The following is a 15,953-nucleotide window of genomic DNA, read 5'->3' on the forward strand; positions in this document are numbered from 1 at the left end:
ATGGGATATAGAGTAGTAATTGGTGATGATGAATCTATTATTCGCATGGATTTGAGAGAACTGCTGGAGGAAGCGGGTCACACTGTTGTAGGGGAAGCAGTAGATGGTGTGGAAGCATTGGAAATGGCTCGCAGAGAAAAGCCGGATATTGTTTTGCTGGATATTAAAATGCCGCGGTTAGATGGGATACATGCTGCTAAGATGATTGTTCATGATAATATTGCTCCCGTACTTCTTCTTACAGCATATAGCCAGCAGGATATTGTGGATAAAGCAAAGGTGTCAGGCGTATTAGGCTATATTGTAAAACCTATCAGTCAAGTAAATCTATTTCCTGCAATGGAAATTGCCATTTCACAGTTCCAGCGGCAAAGGGAAATTGCCAGCCAGTTGGAAGAAATGAATGAAACGTTAGAAACACGTAAGGCCGTGGATAAGGCCAAGGGATATTTGATGGAAATATATAAAATTTCTGAACGTGAAGCATATCGGCGGTTGCAGCAGTATAGCATGAAAAACAGAAAGTCACTAAGAACAGTGGCGGATGCTGTTGTTGATAGTGCGCAGCGCCGACAACAGCATAATAAATGATAGGAAATATAAAAAAGAATGGGAAAAGACTTGATTTTTTTCCCATTCTTATGTAATATATAAGAGTGGTTAGCACTCGACAGTAATGAGTGCTAACAAAAAGGTGAAAAATTTATATTTTTCGAGGAGGAGTTAACATGATTAAACCGTTAGGAGACCGTGTAGTAATTCGTGTGTTAGAAAAGGAAGAAAAGACTGCCAGCGGTATTTTCTTACCAGATACAGCAAAAGAAAAACCTTCCCAAGGTGAAGTTATTGCCGTTGGTTCGGGTAAGTTGCAGGACAACGGAACCCGCGTTGCTATGGAAGTCAGTGTGGGTGACAAGATTATTTTCTCCAAATATGCCGGTACAGAAGTCAAGGTAGAAGGCAATGAATATTTAATTGTCAGCGAACGAGACATTTTGGCTATTATGTAATATAAAATAACTATATAAAACAGGAGAGTGAATATATTATGGCTAAACAGATTTTGTTTAATGAAGATGCACGTCGTGCATTAGGAAAAGGCGTTGATGCGTTAGCTAATGCCGTAAAAATAACATTGGGACCTAAAGGTCGTAATGTCGTATTAGATAAGAAGTTCGGTGCGCCGACAATTACGAATGACGGTGTTACTATTGCCCGCGATATTGAATTAGAAGATCCGTTTGAAAATATGGGTGCACAACTTGTAAAAGAAGTTGCTACAAAAACCAATGATGTAGCAGGTGATGGTACAACGACAGCTACGTTATTGGCTCAGGCTATGATTCAGGAAGGAATGCGCAATGTTGCTGCCGGTGCTAACCCGATGATTTTAAAACGCGGGATTGAAATGGCTGTAAAAAAATTGGTTGAAGAAGTTCAGAAACGCTCCATTGCTGTTTCTGATAAAGAATCAATAGCACAAGTTGCGTCTATTTCTGCAGGTGATGAAGAAATTGGCGGCCTCATTGCTGATGCAATGGAAAAAGTTGGTAAAGACGGTGTTATTACTGTTGAAGAATCAAAGACAATGGGAACACAGTTGTCTGTTGTTGAAGGCATGCAGTTTGATCGTGGTTATATTTCTCCGTACATGGTAACAGATCCGGATAAGATGGAAGCAGTTATGAGCGAACCATATATTTTGGTTACAGATCGCAAAATTGCCTCTATTCAGGAAATGCTTCCGACATTGGAAAAAGTTGTACAGGCCGGCAAAGAATTGCTGATTATTGCTGAAGATGTGGAAGGGGAAGCATTGGCAACCTTGGTTGTTAATAAACTTCGCGGTACGTTTAAAGCTGTAGCTGTTAAAGCTCCTGGTTTTGGTGATCGCCGCAAGGCAATGCTTCAGGATATTGCTGTTCTTACCGGTGCAACTGTTATTTCTGAAGATGTAGGCCGTAAACTTGACAGCATTACAATGGATGATCTAGGTACAGCTCGTCAAGTTCGTGTATCTAAGGAAGAAACAACTATTGTGGAAGGGCATGGCAATTCCGATGAAATTAAAGCTCGTGTTTCTCAGATTAAAGCGCAAATTGCTGACACGACTTCTGATTTTGATAAAGAAAAATTGCAAGAACGTTTAGCAAAAATGTCTGGCGGTGTAGCGGTTATTGAAGTAGGCGCTGCTACAGAAGTAGAACTTAAAGATAAAAAATTACGTATTGAAGATGCTTTGAATGCTACACGTGCTGCCGTTGAAGAGGGGATTGTTGCTGGTGGTGGTACTACTTTCTGCGATATTTTGTCAGCGTTGGATCAATTGACAGCAGAAGGTGACGTACAAACAGGAATCAATCTTGTTAAACGTGCGGTAGAAGAACCTGTTCGTCAGATTGCCAATAATGCGGGCCTTGAAGGCTCTGTTGTTGTAGCTCAGGTTAAAGCACAACCTGATGGAGTAGGATTTAATGCTTTAACAGAAGAATATGTCGATATGGTTAAAGCAGGCATCGTCGATCCGGCTAAAGTAACTCGTTCTGCTTTGCAGAATGCGGCATCTATTGCAGCTTTAGTTTTGACGACAGAAACGTTAGTTGCTGACAAACCGGAAAAAGAACCTGCTATGCCTGCAGGAGCTGGTGCCGGCATGGGCGGTATGGGTGGTATGGGCGGCATGATGTAAATCATCCTGCTTGTAAATTCTCCGTGTAATCTACAAACTCCTATTCACTATAAAGGGACGTACAGCTTTGCTGTGCGTCCTATTTTTATATTTTTAAATAGCGGTAAAATTGAGAAAAGTGCTTTTTAGATACGATGTCCTATACCTGATGGCATGAATTTACATCACGAAAATGAATAAAACACGATGACTTAAAAGTTTTGATAATAATTAGAGAAAAACACTTGTCAAATGTCTTAATTAATAGTATAATACTTATTGTTCGATACAGACAGACGAACACCTTATTCCTCGATAGCTCAGTTGGTAGAGCAATCGGCTGTTAACCGATTTGTCGTAGGTTCGAGTCCTACTCGGGGAGCCATGGCCCCTTGGTCAAGTGGTTAAGACACCGCCCTTTCACGGCGTGAACGTGGGTTCAAATCCCGCAGGGGTCACCACAATGAAATCTCAGTCTTCGGACTGAGATTTCAATATATGGGCGATTAGCTCAGCTGGGAGAGCGCCTGCCTTACAAGCAGGATGTCAGCGGTTCAAACCCGTTATCGCCCACCAAAAATAAGATCCGTATAAATGGGTCTTATTTTTTTTTGATCATTCTATAGGATATAATTTAATTGAGTCAGAGATATTGTATTTTAGTAGAATTGTTTCAATAAAAATAAAAAATTACATTGTATAAATAAGACAAATGTTTAATGGTAATGGACAATAAGAGAAAATGCAGGTGAATATTTTTATGTAATGTCAATAGAAAATGGCTTAAAATACACATAAAATGAGAATATTAAGTAAAAAATTAAAAATAGATTAGAGGGAAATAAATCTCTTGACAGTATACATTTAGAAAGAGTATGATAAGTATGTAGACAGGTAATAAATTATATGAAAGATAAATTATTACCGAATTGCGTTACTATTTGAAGGGAGACGAAGGAAAGATGAGCAGTAAGCCGGAAGTAACTTTAAAAATGGTGCAGGAAGCACAGGAACGGTTGAAAGGGGTTGCCCAAAAGACGGGATTATCTTTTACAAATTCTGTGAGCGATGTGGCTGATTGCAATGTATGGTTAAAATTAGAAAATTTACAGCGTACAGGATCTTTCAAATTAAGAGGTGCGTATAACAAAGTAGCTTCACTAACACAAGAAGAACGAGATAAAGGTGTTATTGCCGCCTCAGCAGGCAACCACGCACAAGGGGTGGCATTGGCTGCTAGCGTATACGGTTGTCAGTCGACGATTTGCATGCCGAAACATGCCCCACTGTCTAAAATTGCTGCAACACGCAGTTATGGGGCAAATGTAGTCCTTTTTGGAGATTTTTTTGATGAAGCGGCTGCCAAAGCAAATGAACTGGCTGAAAAAAATGGATATACCTTTGTACACCCATTTAACGATCCTCTTGTCATTGCCGGTCAAGGTACAATTGCTTTGGAAATTATAGATCAGCTTCCCGATGTAGATGCCATTGTGGTTCCTATTGGCGGCGGTGGATTGATTGCCGGTATTGCAGTTGCAGCAAAGAGTGTTAATCCTAAAATTAAAATTATTGGTGTTCAGACAGAAAATATGCCTTCTATGCAGACTTCTATCAATCAGGGAAAAATTTTGACAGTGGAAGGAAAAGCAAGTTTGGCAGATGGTATTACCGTTAAAACTCCTGGAGATTTAACCTTTGAATTGGTAAAAAAATATGTTGATGATATTGTGACGGTTGATGAAACAGAAATTGCAGAAGCTATTCTTTGGCTTATTGAACGAGTAAAGACTGTTTCGGAAGGGGCCGGAGCGGTTCCGGTAGCAGCGCTTATGAATGGTAAAATTACAGGACTGCGTAATAAAAAGGTTGCAGCTATGGTCAGCGGCGGTAATATTGATGTGAACCAAATGACTCGTATTATTAATGGAGGTTTGTTGAAGTCTTGGCGTAAAGCTTATTTTAACACCGTAATTCCTGATCGTCCGGGAGAACTCGTACGGCTTTTATCTATTGTCAGCGAGTCGGGAGCAAATATTTTGTCAGTTACGCACGAACGCAGCCAGCATGGTATCGAAATTGGATATACTGCTGTTTCTCTTGAATTGGAAACAGTCAATGAAAAACATGTGGAACGATTAATGAAACAGTTGAAGGAAAAACAATATCAGGTTTCCATTAAGTAAGTAATATATAAAAACTTTATTAGGAGGAAATGTGATGGAAAAACAAGGAATGGAGCGTGGTTTAAAGCCGCGCCATGTAGAAATGATTGCGCTGGGAGGAACAATCGGGGTAGGATTGTTTATGGGATCAGCCAGCACGATCCAGATGGCGGGGCCATCCGTACTTATTTGTTATGCTATTGCAGGATTGGTAATGTTTTTTATTATGCGTATTATGGGAGAAATGTTGTATCTTGAACCGGTGACAGGTTCGTTTGCAACCTATGGACATAAATATATTTGTCCGTTTGCAGGTTATATGACTGCATGGTGCTACTGGTTTTTGTGGGTGGCAGTAGGGCTGTCGGAAGTTACGGCAGTAGGGATATATGTTCATTATTGGTTCCCGCTGGTACCGCAATGGATATCGGCTTTTGGCGGTATGCTTATTGTTGCGATTGCTAATATGGCTGCTGTCAAATATTACGGTGAATTTGAATTCTGGTTTGCTATTATAAAAGTTACGACCATCGTAGTGATGCTTGTTGTCGGATCTATGGTTATTCTGTTTGGTTTTGGCAATGGCGGCGTTCCCATTGGATTTTCAAATCTTTGGTCGCATGGCGGTTTCTTTCCTAATGGATTAGGTGGTATGCTATCTGCTATGTGTGTAGTTGCTGCCGCTTTCCAAGGTGTCGAATTAGTGGGAATAACAGCCGGCGAAGCACAGAATCCAAAGGAAACACTGCGCAAAGCTACAAAAAATATTGTATGGCGTATTTTGATATTCTATATCGGTGCAATTTTTATCGTTGTCACATTATATCCTTGGGATCAGCTGGGAATGTTGGGAAGTCCTTTTGTGACCACTTTTGCTAAAGTTGGTATCACTTCGGCAGCCGGTATTATCAATTTTGTTGTTCTTACAGCAGCTTTGTCTGGGTGTAACAGCGGTATATATAGTTCTGGCCGCATGTTGTATACGTTAGCTCAGAATGGCCAGGCACCGAAAATTTTCGGGAAATTATCAGAAAATGGTGTTCCTCGCAACGGTGTTATGGTTACGATTTCCTGTCTGATTTTTGGAGTTCTCTTAAATTTCTTGATTCCTGATTCAAAATTGTTTTTATATATTTACAGCGCCAGTGTCTTTCCTGGGATGGTTGCTTGGTTTGTACTTGCATATTCTCAGAAAAATTTTAGAAAACATTGGGGAGAAGAAGTCATGGCAGCACATCCTTTTAAATCTCCGTTATATCCATATGCTAATTATTTTTGTATAGCATTTTTGGTATTGGTAACGGTAGGTATGTGGTTTAATCCAGATACCCGCATGTCTCTTATTGTTGGATGGATTTTTATGGCTATACTTACGGTAGGATATTTTGCTGCGGGTCTTCATAAGAAAAAATATGCCGATCAAACTTCTGATGTTTCTTCTGAAATGCCGGAAGGAGAAGGACATTAATTAAATAAAAGGAATAAAAGGCAGTCTGGCCTGTCAACTCCGGGATACAGGCTGCTTTTTATTCAATCCTTTCTTCTATATTGGATTTACTAAAATAAGTGACGGATATTGACGTATTTTGAAAAATACAGTAAAATAAATAATCATATAATTTATTTTATAAGAGATAAAATTTTATACATTAATATAAGCATTAGTAGTAAATTGTATCTTGGGGGAGAATTGATTGGAAAAAAATAAGAAAGAAAAAATAGGGAAAAGTATATTGCGGTATTATATCCCGATGGTTCGATATATTGCAGATATTATTGGACCCCATTGTGAAGTGGTACTACATGATGTCCAAACACCAGGTACTTCTATTATTGCTATACGCAATGGATATGTAAGTGGACGGACTATTGGCGGCCCGCTTACGAATTTGGGATTGAAGCTTATCGAATCTTCCCCGGATTTTCAAGAGGAATCTTTGGTTAATTATGCTAGTAAAACCAGTAATGGAGAAAACCTTGTTTCGTCAACCTATTTCATCCGTGACGATGAGGGAAAACTCGTGGGGATGTTATGTGTTAATATATTAAAATCCGGAGTAGCAGCCTCGTTGCCGCAAATAAATAATGTTGATATCCATCGTCAGGAAACACTTAATAGTGGAGTACATGATGTTAATGAATGGCTGCGTCCTTCTTCTGATCAGGTGGTAAGTCAAGCGGTGCAAGACCTGGTAGAGGAACGGGAAACGACAGTAGCCCGCCTGACTTTTCAGGAGAAAAAAGAAATTATTCATCTCCTGAAAAAGAATGGTATATTTAAAATTAAAGGCGCCGTTAATCAAGTCAGCAAATTGCTTAATGTTGCTGGAAGTACTATTTATCGCTATTTATCGCAAACTAAATAGAATAATTTATTTTAAGGAGATGTTGTATTATGTCAGTTAACGTTATTAGTACCGAAAAAGCTCCAGGTGCCGTTGGCCCTTATTCTCAAGCTATCAAAGCCGGTGATTTTCTTTTTGCTTCCGGACAGATTCCTCTGAATCCGGAAAACGGTAAAATCGTAGGCGGCGGTGTTGCTGAACAGACAGAACAGTCTTTGAAAAATGTGGGAGCCATTTTGGCAGCTGAAGGCTTAACCTATGATGATGTTGTAAAGACAACCGTTTATATCACCAACATGAATTTCTTTGGGACTGTCAATGCTGTATATGGAAGATATTTCCAGAAGACACTGCCGGCACGTTCTTGCGTAGAAATTTCCAAGCTTCCTAAAGATGCCTTGGTTGAAGTGGAAGTTATTGCATATTGCGGTAAATAAAAAAAGTAATACATTCTGCTTTTTTGTACATTGTTTGCAAATTTCGTATAAATGCAAATGAAAAATCACTGCTAGGTGTTGCGGATGCAACTCTTAGCAGTGATTTTTTTTGTTATCATAATGGCAGAATAACGTATGTGTTTATCTATTATATTTTTCACTTAAGAAAAGAGGAAGAAAAAATGGGGTATCAATTACGCACAGAATCACTGCGCAAGGTTTTTGATGCATGGAGTAAAGAGTATAATATCTACGCTCCGAAGATATTTGAAGGTACGGGACGTTTTTCTGAAACCGATGTAATTCGTTATGGGATAGTCTCATCTCCGGAAGAAATCGTATGGGATCAACGTTCGGAATATTCTTTTAAGGAAATAATAGTACCCATTTGTCAAACCTTGTTTTATTTTACGGAAACACAAATCAAAGAAGCAGATTTTCCACCTAAAAAGGCCATTATTTTTTTGCGCAGCTGTGATTTGCATGCAGTCAAACGATTGGATTATATGTTTCGCGATAATGGACCGATAGATTATTATTATGAAAAACTTCGTGAAAATGTAAAGTTTGTACTTATCGGTTGTGAGAAAAGCTTTGAAGATTGTTTTTGTGTTTCCATGGGAACGAATAAAAGCAATGCGTATGATGCGGCGGTAAATGTCAAGAATGAAGCGTATTTTTTTGACTGTAAAGATGAGTATTTGCAGAAAGCGTTACAGGAATCGGCGGTCAGTGAGATTTCCGTTGCCGTAGAATATGTAACAAGAAATTCGGTGATGGTACATATCCCTGAAGAACTTGATTCGAGAGTGGCAGCAAGTACGATATGGGATGAATATGATAAACGCTGTATCACATGTGGACGGTGCACAATCGTTTGTCCCACTTGCACTTGCTGGTCAATGCAGGATTTGTTTTATACAGAAAATGGAAAAGCCGGAGAACGCCGGCGTGTCCAGGCATCCTGTATGATTGATGGGTATACAGATGTAGCGGGCGGTGGATGTTTTCGTCAAAAAAGCGGACAACGCATGCGTTTTAAAGTACTTCATAAAGTTCTTGATTTCAAGAAACGCGCAGGCTTTCAAATGTGTGTCGGCTGTGGCCGCTGTGATGCTATATGCCCGGAATATATTTCATTTTCTCATTGTGTAAATAAACTGGGCGATGCTATGCGGGAGGTAAAAGAAAATGGCAAAAAATGAATATTTACCGTTTCATTCTACTATATTGAAAGTTATACGACATTCCGAAAAAGAATATACATTTCGCATGGCGTATGATAAAGCAAATGAGTTTCCTGTGAAACCGGGGCAATTTTTTGAGGTTTCTATTCCGAAATATGGAGAAGCACCTATTTCAGTTAGTGGTATCACCCCTCATTCTTTGGATTTTACAATTCGCCGTGTCGGGTCCCTTACAGATGAAATTTTTGAAAACTATGAAGGCGGTTCCTTTTTTATGCGGGGACCGTACGGAAATGGTTTTGATGTAACTATGTTTAAAGATAAAGACATTGTTCTGGTAGCGGGTGGTTCAGGACTATCTCCAGTGCATGGTGTTATTGATTATTTTGCCGATCATATGGAAGAATGCCGGAGTCTGACTGTTATTGCAGGATTCAAATCTATCGAAGATGTACTGTTTCGTGCCGATATTGCCCGTTGGAAGGAAGACGGAATCTGTATTATTGATACAGTGGATGCAGCTCCGGAAGGATATACGGGACGTACGGGGATGGTTACTAAGTATATATCAGAATTACAGTTTAAAAATATGGCGAATGTCATGGCCGTTGTTGTAGGTCCGCCGTCTATGATCAAATGGTCTATCAAAGGTTTGAAGGATATTGGGATGGATGAAGAAGATATCTGGTTATCTGAATCGCGAAAAATGTGCTGCGGTCTTGGAAAATGCGGTCATTGTCGTATTGGTGATGTATATGTTTGTCAGGACGGTCCCGTTTTTAAATATACTAAATTGCGTACGTTGATCGATTAATAGGGGGTATATGACATGGATATGAATTGTGGCAATTTGAAAAAGAATGCCTTTCGCATGACAAAAAAACGTGGAATTACCGCTTCCCGCGTACGTATTCCGGGAGGACATATGAATGCTGCCATTTTAGGACAAATCCAGCATATTGCAGAAACCTATGGCAGCGGAGAGGTGCATGTGACGCTACGGCAAGGTTTTGAAATTTTGGGGATTCCTTTTGAAAAGATCGAGGAAGTTAATAAGGCCCTGCAGCCAATTATTGAAGAACTACATATCAATCAAGGGATTGTCAATACAGGATACAGTTCTTCCGGGACTCGCAATGTTATGGCTTGCATCGGCAATCGGGTATGTCCTTTTGCCAATTATGATACGACGGCATTCGCACAGCGTATTGAAAAAGAAATTTTTCCTAATGACTTGCATTTTAAAATAGCACTCACGGGATGTCCGAATGATTGCGGCAAGGTTCGTATGCATGATTTTGGGATTATTGGCATGACGGAACCGAAATTTGATCCAAATCGCTGCATCAGCTGCGGAGCCTGTGTAAAGAAATGTGAGCAGTTATCTGTTAAAGCGTTGCGGATGGAAAAATTCAGGCCGGTTCGCAATACAGATCGCTGCATTGGTTGTGGAGTCTGTGTTCATACTTGCCCTAATCGCGCCTGGACGCGCAGTAAAATAAGGTATTTTCGGTTAACCCTGTTAGGTCGTTCTGGGAAAAAAAATCCGCGGATGGGGATTGATTTTATTAAATGGGTGGATGCGGATAGTATAGTCAAAATCATTACCAATACCTATGCCTATGCAGCGCAGTATATTGACCCGCAGGCACCGGGTGGTAAAGAACATATCGGGTATATTGTAGATCGTACAGGTACTGCCGAATTTCTTAAATGGGCAATGAAAGACGTACATCTGTCGGATAAGGCCGAAGTGTATTCCCCATTATATTGGAACGGCATTCGATATAGTGGTTTAAAATAAGGAGGATATACCCATGTTTTCAGATGAATATAATGCTTCTGCCATAGCAGCAAAGGCAAAAATTACTATGTTGGAAAATAATCCGGTAGGCTATTTTGCAGCATCTATTTTAGCAGGTGCCTATATCGGTTTTGGTATTTTGCTTATCTTTACGATTGGTGGTATGCTGGGAAATCAGCCTTATACCAAAATTATCATGGGAGCCTCCTTTGGCATTGCCTTGAGTTTGGTCGTTATTGCCGGAGCGGAATTATTTACAGGAAATAATTTTATTATGGCCAGTGGTGTTGTAAAGAAGACCATTCGTGTTATGGATGTGATCAAGCTTTGGTGTATCTGCTATGCAGGAAACTGGGTCGGTGCGGTGCTCTTGTCCTTGGTTTTTTATGGAGCGCAAGGGGCTTCCGGCAGTATAGGACAATATATAGCTGTTAGTGCAGCTGCGAAAATGGGGTTATCGCCGTTGGTGCTGTTTCTTAGAGGCGTACTATGTAATATACTTGTGTGTCTTGCTACATGGTGCGGATTCCGCTGCAAGTCAGACAGTGGAAAATTAATTATGATTTTTTGGTGTTTATTTGCATTCATAACTTGCGGATTTGAACATAGCATAGCCAATATGACATTGCTCACCGTTTCTTTATTAGCGCCTTTTAATGCGGCAGTAAGTGTATCGGGATACATATATAATCTAACTTTTGTGACATTGGGAAATATTGTCGGGGCTGTTATTTTTCTGTCGGTACCGTATGGACTGATGGCGAGAGAAACAAAAATAAAGTAATAGGACTATGATTACGTTGCTGTAATATAAAAAAATTCTGGGTGCTTACTATAAGCGCCCAGAATTTTTTACGTTATAGCAACGTAAAAGTATTATGGTCAAAATCAATAAGCCCATCCTTTTTCATACGTGCCAGTTCACGAGCCAGTGCGGTACGATTGGCACAAACGTAATCGGCAAGTTCTGTACGATTTATGGAAAGAGAAAAACTGGAGTTTTTTGAATGCTGTGACTGAAAAGAAAGGAAGGTAAGAATTTTTTTGCGCAGCGTTTTTTTTGATGTGACTTGCAGTTTTTTCATGAGTTGAGCATTTTTGTCGGCCAGCATAGTTACCATATTTTCAATGAGTTTATGATGAAAGGGACAAGCTTGACTGCAAGAATGAAGAACCTTATGGAAAGGGAGAATCATGGCTTTTGTGTTTTCAGCGGCCATAAAGGAAACACAGGAAGTCAAATCAGTGCCGCAGGCAAAGGTTTCACCAAAAAGTTCGCCTTTTCTGATGACGGCGAGAATTGATGTATCATTCCAAGCATCCTCATGGATCATGTGAATTGTACCGTTTAGGACGATACCTACATAGTTGATTTCTTCTTGGGATAAAGCTATAAAATCGTTTCGTTTATATAGTTTTGTCCTGCCGCCTAAGCATTGCAGCATAGGTGCCAGTTCTCCCATTTTTATACCAGAAAAAAGAGATAAATCAGAATATTTTTCGGAACTATCAATACAGGGAGCCATTATATACACCTCATTTCATTGAGCCGCTTTTTGGAAAGCTGTTCGAGAAGCCTCAATAGTAGTATGGATATCAATATCTGTATGAGCACCAGATACAAAACACGTTTCAAATTGGGAAGGAGGTAAATAAATACCTTGTGCAAGCATAGATGAAAAATATTTGCAGAACATGGTTTGATCGGCAGCCGCTGCTCCTTCATAGTCAACCACGGCATTTTTGCTGAAAAATATACTGAACATGGTACCCGCTTGATGAGCACATATAGATATCCCGGCAGCGGTAGCAGCTGTTTTCAAGCCGTCGACGAGCAAGGTGGTTAATGCTGTTGTTTTAGAAATGTAACAAGGATCCTCCGCAATAATTTTCAGTGTTTCCAATCCAGCTGTCATAGCTAACGGATTTCCGCTTAATGTACCGGCTTGATAGACAGGACCTTCAGGAGATACACAATGCATAATATCGGTTCGTCCGCCATAGGCAGCAACGGGAAGGCCGCCGCCGATAATTTTGCCGAGGCAGGTCATATCGGGCAGAATATGATACATGTCTTGGGCTCCTCGTAAATTGCAACGAAAACCACACATAACCTCATCAAAAATAAGAACCGTGCCATAGGCTTTCGTTACTTCCCGCAAGGTTTGAAGAAATCCTTCCTGCGGTAGAATAAGACCCATATTTCCGGCAATCGGTTCGACAATAACGGCGGCAACAGAATTTCCCAGTGTACGCATTGTTTTTTGAAAGGCGGAGATGTCATTGTACGGGAGGGCGATGGTGTCAGCTGCTGTTCCCGGTGTGATGCCGGGACTGTCGGGACAGCCGAAAGTAGCCAGTCCCGATCCGCCTTTTACCAGAAGACTGTCACCATGTCCGTGATAACAGCCGATAAATTTAATGATTTTATTGCGGCCGGTGAAGCCGCGGGCAACGCGGAGAGCACTCATGGTAGCTTCCGTACCGGAATTGACCATGCGGATTTTTTCTATAGAAGGGTATAAATATTGTACCATTTCTGCCAGATCAGATTCAATGGTTGTGGGAGCACCATAACTAGTTCCCCGTTCAACGGCATTGTGCAGTGCTTTTACCACACGCGGATGAGCATGGCCGGCAATCATAGGTCCCCAAGAACCGACATAATCAATATAGGCGTTGTCGTCAATATCATATATGTGGCTGCCTTTGGCATATGCAATAAAAGGCGGTGTGCAATGCACGCGGGCATATGAGCGAACAGGACTGTTAACGCCGCCCGGCATCAGTGTTTTTGCCTTGTTAAAAGCAGTCGTTGATTTTTCTAAATGCAGCATAGGATACTCTCTCCTTTTTTTATTTCTGCAGCCATCGGGCGGCATCTATAGCATGATATGTAATGATAATGTCGGCACCGGCCCGTTTCATGGAAGTCAAGCTTTCCAATACGATCCGCCTTTCGTCAATCCAGCCATTTTGTGCAGCTGCTTTGACCATAGCATATTCCCCGCTGACGTTATATACGGCGATAGGCCGGTCAATACGGTCTCGGGCCTGGCGGACAATGTCCAAGTAGGTCATGGCAGGTTTGATCATGATAATATCAGCGCCTTCCTCCATATCAAGATCAATTTCTTTCATGGCTTCTCGTGAATTAGCCGGGTCCATTTGGTATTGCCGACGATCACCGAATTGAGGTGCAGAATCAGCTGCATCGCGGAAAGGTCCATAATAAGCGGAAGCATATTTTACAGCGTAGGACATAATGGAGATATTTTGAAACCCGTTGCTATCCAAGGCGCTGCGTATAGCTGCAATACGGCCATCCATCATGTCGGAGGGAGCAATGATATCTGCACCGCTTTGTGCTTGGCTGATGGCAATCTTGGAGAGAAGTTCAATAGTAGCGTCATTATCTACGTAGTGATTGCAGAGTTTGCCGCAATGGCCGTGTGAGGTATATTGACATAGGCAGACGTCACCGACGATAATGAGATTTGGTATTCTTTTTTTCACGGCCATCATGGCTTGCTGTACCGGACTTGTCATATCCCAGGCGCTGGATCCGATATCATCTTTATAGGCAGGTAATCCGAAAATTTCTATAGCAGGTATTCCCAAATCATAAATTTCCCGGGCCAGTTTGACTACTTGGTCAACAGATAGATGATAGCAGCCGGGCATGCTGGGAATTTCTTCTTTTATACAATTGCCGGCAACGACAAAAATAGGATAAATAAGGTCATGGACAGTCAATGTATTTTCACAGATCATGTTGCGGATAGGGACCGATAGGCGCAGACGACGAGGACGTAATGTATTAAACTTCATGTGTAATCAACTTCCATTCTTTAATTTTTTTTGCAAGTCCGTCCACCGTATATGTATCTGCCGTAATAATCGGAGCTAGATCATATGCCCTGCAGGTGGAGGCTGTGATAGGACCGATGCAGGCTAGCGTTATATCAGAAAGAAGACTTTTTTGTTCACCGAGCAGCAATATCAGGTTTTTAACTGTAGAAGAGCTTGTAAAAGTAATCATAGTAACTGTTTTCGCTTGTAAAAGAGAAATAAGTCTGTTTTTGTTTTCTGTGGCAGCCGTTGTACGATACGCTTCAGCGACGTCAACGACAGCGGCTATTTTAGAAAGCTGTTCTGGTAAATAAGGACGAGCATCCCGGGCTCTGGGAATCAGTATGCGGCAATCTTTTTTTATGTGTGGCCGTATGGCTTCCACCAGTTCCTCGGCACAATAACGGCCAGGCATAATATCCGCAGTAATACCATATTGAGATAAGGCTGTTTTTGTAGCAGTACCGATAACGGCAAATTTAGTATGTCCTAAAGCGCGGCTGTCTCGGTGCTGTTTTTTCAGCTGGTTAAAAAAAGCATGAACCCCATTAATACTGGTGAAAACGATCCAATCATAGCTGTCGATATGACAGATAGCTGTTTGCAAAGAGGCATATTTATCCGCCGGTTCCATAATTTGGATCGTCGGAAATTCCATACAGCGGGCCCCTAGATCTTCTAACAAGTTTGTTAAATCCGAAGCTTGAACAGATGTACGCGTAATGAGAATTGTTTCTCCAAAAAGCGGTTTATTTTCAAACCAGGAAATTTGTTTGCTGAAATTGACGACAGAACCGACGAGAAAGACTGCCGGCGGTTTTAAACCATGGAGTTTAGCAGAGCAGGACGCATTTTCCAGTGTTGTAATAAGTGTTTTCTGTTCTGCCTTTGTGCCCCAGCGAATCAGTGCGGCAGGGGTTTCGGGTGCTCTTCCATTGGCAATAAGTTTTTCTGTAATGTAAGATAAATTTTTCACGCCCATTAGAAATATAAGCGTATCTACTGCAGTCGATAACTTTTCCCAGCGGATAGATGACGTCGTTTTGTCAGGTGATTCATGTCCGGTAACGACGGCAAAGGATGAGGCCGTACCGCGCTCTGTTACAGGAATACCTGCATAAGCCGGCACCGCAATGGCAGAAGTAATGCCGGGGACTATTTCAAACAAAATATGTGCGGCAGCAAGAGATTGCGCTTCTTCACCGCCCCGGCCAAAAACAAACGGATCACCACCTTTTAGACGGACGACAGTTTTATTTTCTTTGGCTTTGCGGATAAGAAGTGAATTTATTTCTTCTTGTGTTAGTGTATGCTGTTGTGCTTTTTTCCCTGCGTATATGAATTCAGCTTCAGCCGGGGCAAATTTCAAGAGGCGGGAATCTGCCAAATGGTCATAAATAACAACTTCGGCGTGAGATAATACTTCTTTGCCTCGCAGGGTAAGCAGTTTATAGTTACCGGGACCTGCTCCGACGAGATATACAATACCTGCCAT

At 41.1% G+C, this 15,953-nt stretch carries 15 protein-coding genes and 3 tRNA genes; 14 read left to right on the forward strand and 4 right to left on the reverse strand.

Annotation, left to right across the window (positions count from 1 at the left end):
• From NXG62_RS13455 to NXG62_RS13520, 14 genes are all read left to right on the forward strand, one after another.
• Positions 1 to 591, forward strand: coding sequence for an ANTAR domain-containing response regulator (locus NXG62_RS13455; protein ID WP_427112923.1), 591 nt, complete (start codon positions 1 to 3; stop codon positions 589 to 591).
• Between the two features lie 137 nt (positions 592 to 728).
• On the forward strand, positions 729 to 1,010 hold the full coding sequence (gene groES / locus NXG62_RS13460) for a co-chaperone GroES (protein ID WP_427112924.1): 282 nt from the start codon (positions 729 to 731) through the stop codon (positions 1,008 to 1,010).
• A gap of 38 nt (positions 1,011 to 1,048) precedes the next feature.
• The gene (gene groL, locus NXG62_RS13465; RefSeq protein WP_427112925.1) at positions 1,049 to 2,689 is read left to right on the forward strand and encodes a chaperonin GroEL; all 1,641 of its coding nucleotides are present in this window, start codon (positions 1,049 to 1,051) and stop codon (positions 2,687 to 2,689) included.
• A 288-nt stretch (positions 2,690 to 2,977) separates the two neighbouring features.
• Positions 2,978 to 3,053 (forward strand) — tRNA-Asn (locus NXG62_RS13470).
• Between the two features lies 1 nt (position 3,054).
• Positions 3,055 to 3,129, forward strand: a tRNA-Glu gene (locus NXG62_RS13475).
• Positions 3,130 to 3,168: 39 nt separating this feature from the next.
• Positions 3,169 to 3,244: transfer RNA gene (locus NXG62_RS13480), tRNA-Val, on the forward strand.
• A gap of 386 nt (positions 3,245 to 3,630) precedes the next feature.
• Positions 3,631 to 4,854 (forward strand): threonine ammonia-lyase, encoded by a 1,224-nt coding sequence (ilvA, locus tag NXG62_RS13485; protein ID WP_427112926.1) that lies wholly within the window; start codon positions 3,631 to 3,633, stop codon positions 4,852 to 4,854.
• A gap of 34 nt (positions 4,855 to 4,888) precedes the next feature.
• Positions 4,889 to 6,301 carry an amino acid permease gene (locus NXG62_RS13490; protein ID WP_427112927.1) on the forward strand — a complete coding sequence of 471 codons (1,413 nt, stop codon included), beginning with the start codon at positions 4,889 to 4,891 and terminating at the stop codon, positions 6,299 to 6,301.
• 226 nt (positions 6,302 to 6,527) lie between these two features.
• Positions 6,528 to 7,199 carry a helix-turn-helix transcriptional regulator gene (locus NXG62_RS13495; RefSeq protein ID WP_427112928.1) on the forward strand — a complete coding sequence of 224 codons (672 nt, stop codon included), beginning with the start codon at positions 6,528 to 6,530 and terminating at the stop codon, positions 7,197 to 7,199.
• 29 nt (positions 7,200 to 7,228) lie between these two features.
• Positions 7,229 to 7,615 (forward strand): RidA family protein, encoded by a 387-nt coding sequence (locus tag NXG62_RS13500; RefSeq protein WP_427112929.1) that lies wholly within the window; start codon positions 7,229 to 7,231, stop codon positions 7,613 to 7,615.
• A gap of 182 nt (positions 7,616 to 7,797) precedes the next feature.
• Entirely contained in the window at positions 7,798 to 8,820 is a 1,023-nt protein-coding gene (gene asrA, locus NXG62_RS13505; RefSeq protein WP_427112930.1) for an anaerobic sulfite reductase subunit AsrA, read from the forward strand.
• Positions 8,807 to 9,616: an anaerobic sulfite reductase subunit AsrB gene (asrB, locus tag NXG62_RS13510; protein ID WP_427112931.1), complete on the forward strand. Its 810-nt coding sequence runs from the start codon at positions 8,807 to 8,809 to the stop codon at positions 9,614 to 9,616. Before asrA ends, asrB begins: the two co-directional genes overlap by 14 nt.
• Positions 9,617 to 9,631: 15 nt before the next feature.
• Positions 9,632 to 10,606, forward strand: a complete 975-nt coding sequence (gene asrC, locus NXG62_RS13515; RefSeq protein ID WP_427112932.1) for a sulfite reductase subunit C — start codon at positions 9,632 to 9,634, stop codon at positions 10,604 to 10,606.
• A 13-nt stretch (positions 10,607 to 10,619) separates the two neighbouring features.
• Positions 10,620 to 11,390, forward strand: coding sequence for a formate/nitrite transporter family protein (locus NXG62_RS13520; protein ID WP_427112933.1), 771 nt, complete (start codon positions 10,620 to 10,622; stop codon positions 11,388 to 11,390).
• Positions 11,391 to 11,463: 73 nt separating this feature from the next.
• Here the strand turns inward: NXG62_RS13520 and NXG62_RS13525 are convergent, their stop codons facing one another.
• Genes NXG62_RS13525 through cobA form a run of 4 tightly spaced genes read right to left on the reverse strand, consistent with a single transcriptional unit; the run spans position 11,464 to position 15,953 of the window.
• A complete protein-coding gene (locus NXG62_RS13525) occupies positions 11,464 to 12,132 on the reverse strand; it encodes a Crp/Fnr family transcriptional regulator (RefSeq protein WP_427112934.1) in 669 nt (222 codons plus the stop codon).
• Positions 12,133 to 12,147: 15 nt separating this feature from the next.
• Positions 12,148 to 13,443: a glutamate-1-semialdehyde 2,1-aminomutase gene (gene hemL, locus NXG62_RS13530; RefSeq protein WP_427112935.1), complete on the reverse strand. Its 1,296-nt coding sequence runs from the start codon at positions 13,441 to 13,443 to the stop codon at positions 12,148 to 12,150.
• Positions 13,444 to 13,462: 19 nt separating this feature from the next.
• Positions 13,463 to 14,437 (reverse strand): porphobilinogen synthase, encoded by a 975-nt coding sequence (gene hemB, locus NXG62_RS13535; RefSeq protein ID WP_427112936.1) that lies wholly within the window; start codon positions 14,435 to 14,437, stop codon positions 13,463 to 13,465.
• The gene (cobA, locus tag NXG62_RS13540; RefSeq protein WP_427112937.1) at positions 14,427 to 15,953 is read right to left on the reverse strand and encodes a uroporphyrinogen-III C-methyltransferase; all 1,527 of its coding nucleotides are present in this window, start codon (positions 15,951 to 15,953) and stop codon (positions 14,427 to 14,429) included. Before cobA ends, hemB begins: the two co-directional genes overlap by 11 nt.

The organism is Megasphaera sueciensis, assembly GCF_050219315.1.
GTDB lineage: Bacteria > Bacillota > Negativicutes > Veillonellales > Megasphaeraceae > Megasphaera_A > Megasphaera_A sueciensis.

What these genes read in the sequence shown, in the direction of transcription:
- NXG62_RS13490 (WP_427112927.1), top strand. Translation starts at nt 4,889, where the DNA reads ATGGAAAAACAAGGAATGGAGCGTGGTTTAAAGCCGCGCCATGTAGAA.
- NXG62_RS13520 (WP_427112933.1), top strand. Translation starts at nt 10,620, where the DNA reads ATGTTTTCAGATGAATATAATGCTTCTGCCATAGCAGCAAAGGCAAAA.
- asrB (WP_427112931.1), top strand. Translation starts at nt 8,807, where the DNA reads ATGGCAAAAAATGAATATTTACCGTTTCATTCTACTATATTGAAAGTT.
- asrC (WP_427112932.1), top strand. Translation starts at nt 9,632, where the DNA reads ATGGATATGAATTGTGGCAATTTGAAAAAGAATGCCTTTCGCATGACA.
- asrA (WP_427112930.1), top strand. Translation starts at nt 7,798, where the DNA reads ATGGGGTATCAATTACGCACAGAATCACTGCGCAAGGTTTTTGATGCA.
- ilvA (WP_427112926.1), top strand. Translation starts at nt 3,631, where the DNA reads ATGAGCAGTAAGCCGGAAGTAACTTTAAAAATGGTGCAGGAAGCACAG.
- groES (WP_427112924.1), top strand. Translation starts at nt 729, where the DNA reads ATGATTAAACCGTTAGGAGACCGTGTAGTAATTCGTGTGTTAGAAAAG.
- groL (WP_427112925.1), top strand. Translation starts at nt 1,049, where the DNA reads ATGGCTAAACAGATTTTGTTTAATGAAGATGCACGTCGTGCATTAGGA.
- NXG62_RS13455 (WP_427112923.1), top strand. Translation starts at nt 1, where the DNA reads ATGGGATATAGAGTAGTAATTGGTGATGATGAATCTATTATTCGCATG.
- hemL (WP_427112935.1), bottom strand. Translation starts at nt 13,443, where the DNA reads ATGCTGCATTTAGAAAAATCAACGACTGCTTTTAACAAGGCAAAAACA.
- cobA (WP_427112937.1), bottom strand. Translation starts at nt 15,953, where the DNA reads ATGGCAGGTATTGTATATCTCGTCGGAGCAGGTCCCGGTAACTATAAA.
- hemB (WP_427112936.1), bottom strand. Translation starts at nt 14,437, where the DNA reads ATGAAGTTTAATACATTACGTCCTCGTCGTCTGCGCCTATCGGTCCCT.
- NXG62_RS13525 (WP_427112934.1), bottom strand. Translation starts at nt 12,132, where the DNA reads ATGGCTCCCTGTATTGATAGTTCCGAAAAATATTCTGATTTATCTCTT.
- NXG62_RS13500 (WP_427112929.1), top strand. Translation starts at nt 7,229, where the DNA reads ATGTCAGTTAACGTTATTAGTACCGAAAAAGCTCCAGGTGCCGTTGGC.